General features: G+C 67.1%; 3 protein-coding genes. 2 read left to right on the top strand and 1 reads right to left on the bottom strand.

Features of this window, described 5'->3' with window-relative positions; genetic code table 11:
* Positions 1-245 precede the first annotated feature (245 nt).
* Complete coding sequence (locus tag RTU05_RS18120; RefSeq protein WP_312599670.1) at positions 246-488, bottom strand: GlsB/YeaQ/YmgE family stress response membrane protein; 243 nt, start codon at positions 486-488, stop codon at positions 246-248.
* Positions 489-663: 175 nt separating this feature from the next.
* Here RTU05_RS18120 and RTU05_RS18115 point away from each other — a divergent pair, with 175 nt between their 5' ends.
* Both RTU05_RS18115 and hisN read left to right on the top strand, forming a co-directional pair.
* Positions 664-1041, top strand: a complete 378-nt coding sequence (locus tag RTU05_RS18115; protein WP_312599669.1) for a helix-turn-helix transcriptional regulator — start codon at positions 664-666, stop codon at positions 1039-1041.
* Positions 1042-1090: 49 nt separating this feature from the next.
* Positions 1091-1876, top strand: a complete 786-nt coding sequence (gene hisN, locus RTU05_RS18110; protein ID WP_312599668.1) for a histidinol-phosphatase — start codon at positions 1091-1093, stop codon at positions 1874-1876.
* The last annotated feature ends 50 nt before the right edge of the window (positions 1877-1926 follow it).

Below are 1926 nucleotides of genomic sequence, written 5' to 3'. Positions count from 1 at the left end.
CTGCGGATCCGATGGCCCAGCCGACCGCTCCGTCCGCGACGCCGCCGACCACGGCCCCGGACGCCGCCGAACCGACCCCGGCGCCGACCGAACCGAACTGATCGGTCGATAGACGATGAAACAAGGGCGGTCGGGTCATCCCGACCGCCCCTTTTCGTGTCTGAAATCGCGCCCGTTCTTATCATGACGCAGCAAAAAGGGGCGGCTCTCGCGAGCCGCCCCTTCTTCAGGCGATGCCGATGCGATCAGGCGCGACGCTTGATCAGACCCAGCAGGAACAGCAGGATGATGGCGCCGATGGTGGCGATGATGGTCGAACCGATCCAGCCGCCCCAGCTGATGCCCAGGGCGCCGGCGACGAAACCGCCGATCAGGGCGCCGATGATGCCGACGATCAGATTGGTCAGCAGGCCGTGGTTGCGGCCCATGATTTGTTCCGCGAGCCAGCCCGCGACGATGCCGATGATGATCCAGGCGATAATGCCCATGGTGAGAACCTTCCTGTAAAAGCCAAGCTGCCGCTTTAAATGCGCCTCAATCGATCCGGTTGCGCCGTGCGTTCGAGGAATGACGTTTCCCCTGTCGCGCGAACCGGCATGTGGATTGCCGCCAGCGCCGCGAGTCGTCCCGCATCGGGACAGACGTCGCGACGAGGATCACGTCATGGCCGACGACATCGACCTGCATCTGGGCCGCCGCCTGCGCCGGCGCCGGCGCTTGCTGGGCCTGACCCAACAACAGTTGGCCGTTCAGGTCGGCATCCGCTTCCAGCAGATCCAGAAATACGAATGCGGCGCCAACCGCATATCCGCCGCCCGCCTGTGGCGGCTGTCCGAAGCGCTGGAAACGCCGGTCGCCTATTTCTACGACGGCCTGGCCGAGGCGCTGGATCAGGATGCTGCGCCTCTCAAGGGCGGCGAGGCCTTCTTGCGCAAGGAGACTCTGGACCTGATCCAGGCCTATTACCAGTTGGACGAACGGCCCCGTCGTCGCCTGCTGGACCTGGCCAAGTCGCTGCATTCCGACAGCGCCCCGGTCTGAGACGGCTTGCGGGGCGCCCAAGCCGGCGAAAGCGCGGTAAGGGAACGGAATGACCGAATATGAAGCCTTCGCCATCGAACTGGCGCGCGAAGCCGCGCGCGTCACCCTGCCCTTCTTCCGCTCGGACATCGGCCATGTGGACAAGGGCGGCGCGGCCGGCTTCGATCCCGTCACCGAGGCCGACAAACAGGCCGAGGCGGCCATCCGCCGCCTGATCGCCGACCGCTATCCCGACCACGGGATCATCGGCGAGGAGTACGGCGCCGACCGTCCCGAGGCGAATCACGTCTGGGTTCTTGACCCCATCGACGGCACCCGCGCCTTCATCTCGGGCCTGCCGCTTTGGACCACCCTGATCGCGCTGCGCCAGGCGGGGACGCCCACGGTCGGCGTCATCGCCCAGCCCTATCTGGACGAGATTTTCATCGGCGGTCCGTCCGGCGCCCGCCTGCTGCGCGGCGAGACCGAGACGCCCCTGGCTGTCAGGGCCTGCGAGAAGCTGACCGACGCCGTCATCTCCACGACCGACCCCGACATCTTCAACGGCGCGGAACTGGGCGCCTGGACCCAGGTGCGCGCCGCCGCCCGCCTGGCACGCCTGGGCTGCGACGCCTATGCCTATGCGATGGTGGCGGCCGGTAGGATGGACCTGGTGGCCGAGACCAGCCTGAAGCCCTGGGACTGGTCGGCCCTGGTCCCCGTGATCCAGGCCGCCGGCGGCAAGGTCGTCAACTGGCGCGGCGCGGCCCCCGACGACAACGGCCAGATCCTCGCCGTCGGCGACGCCCGCCTGATCGACCAGGCCCTGGTGACGCTGAAACGGGCGGCGATCTAGGATCTGTGGACTCTAGGGATTCCGGATTAGGCTGAAGCGTGATTCAAGGC

The sequence above is a fragment of the Brevundimonas sp. genome (assembly GCF_032017145.1).
In the GTDB taxonomy this organism is placed as follows: domain Bacteria; phylum Pseudomonadota; class Alphaproteobacteria; order Caulobacterales; family Caulobacteraceae; genus Brevundimonas.
Note: the sequence above shows the minus strand (reverse complement) of the source record. Positions and strands in the feature narration are given on the sequence as shown.

Coding starts and splice junctions, on each gene's coding strand:
- RTU05_RS18120 (WP_312599670.1), bottom strand. CDS start 488: ATGGGCATTATCGCCTGGATCATCATCGGCATCGTCGCGGGCTGGCTC.
- RTU05_RS18115 (WP_312599669.1), top strand. CDS start 664: ATGGCCGACGACATCGACCTGCATCTGGGCCGCCGCCTGCGCCGGCGC.
- hisN (WP_312599668.1), top strand. CDS start 1,091: ATGACCGAATATGAAGCCTTCGCCATCGAACTGGCGCGCGAAGCCGCG.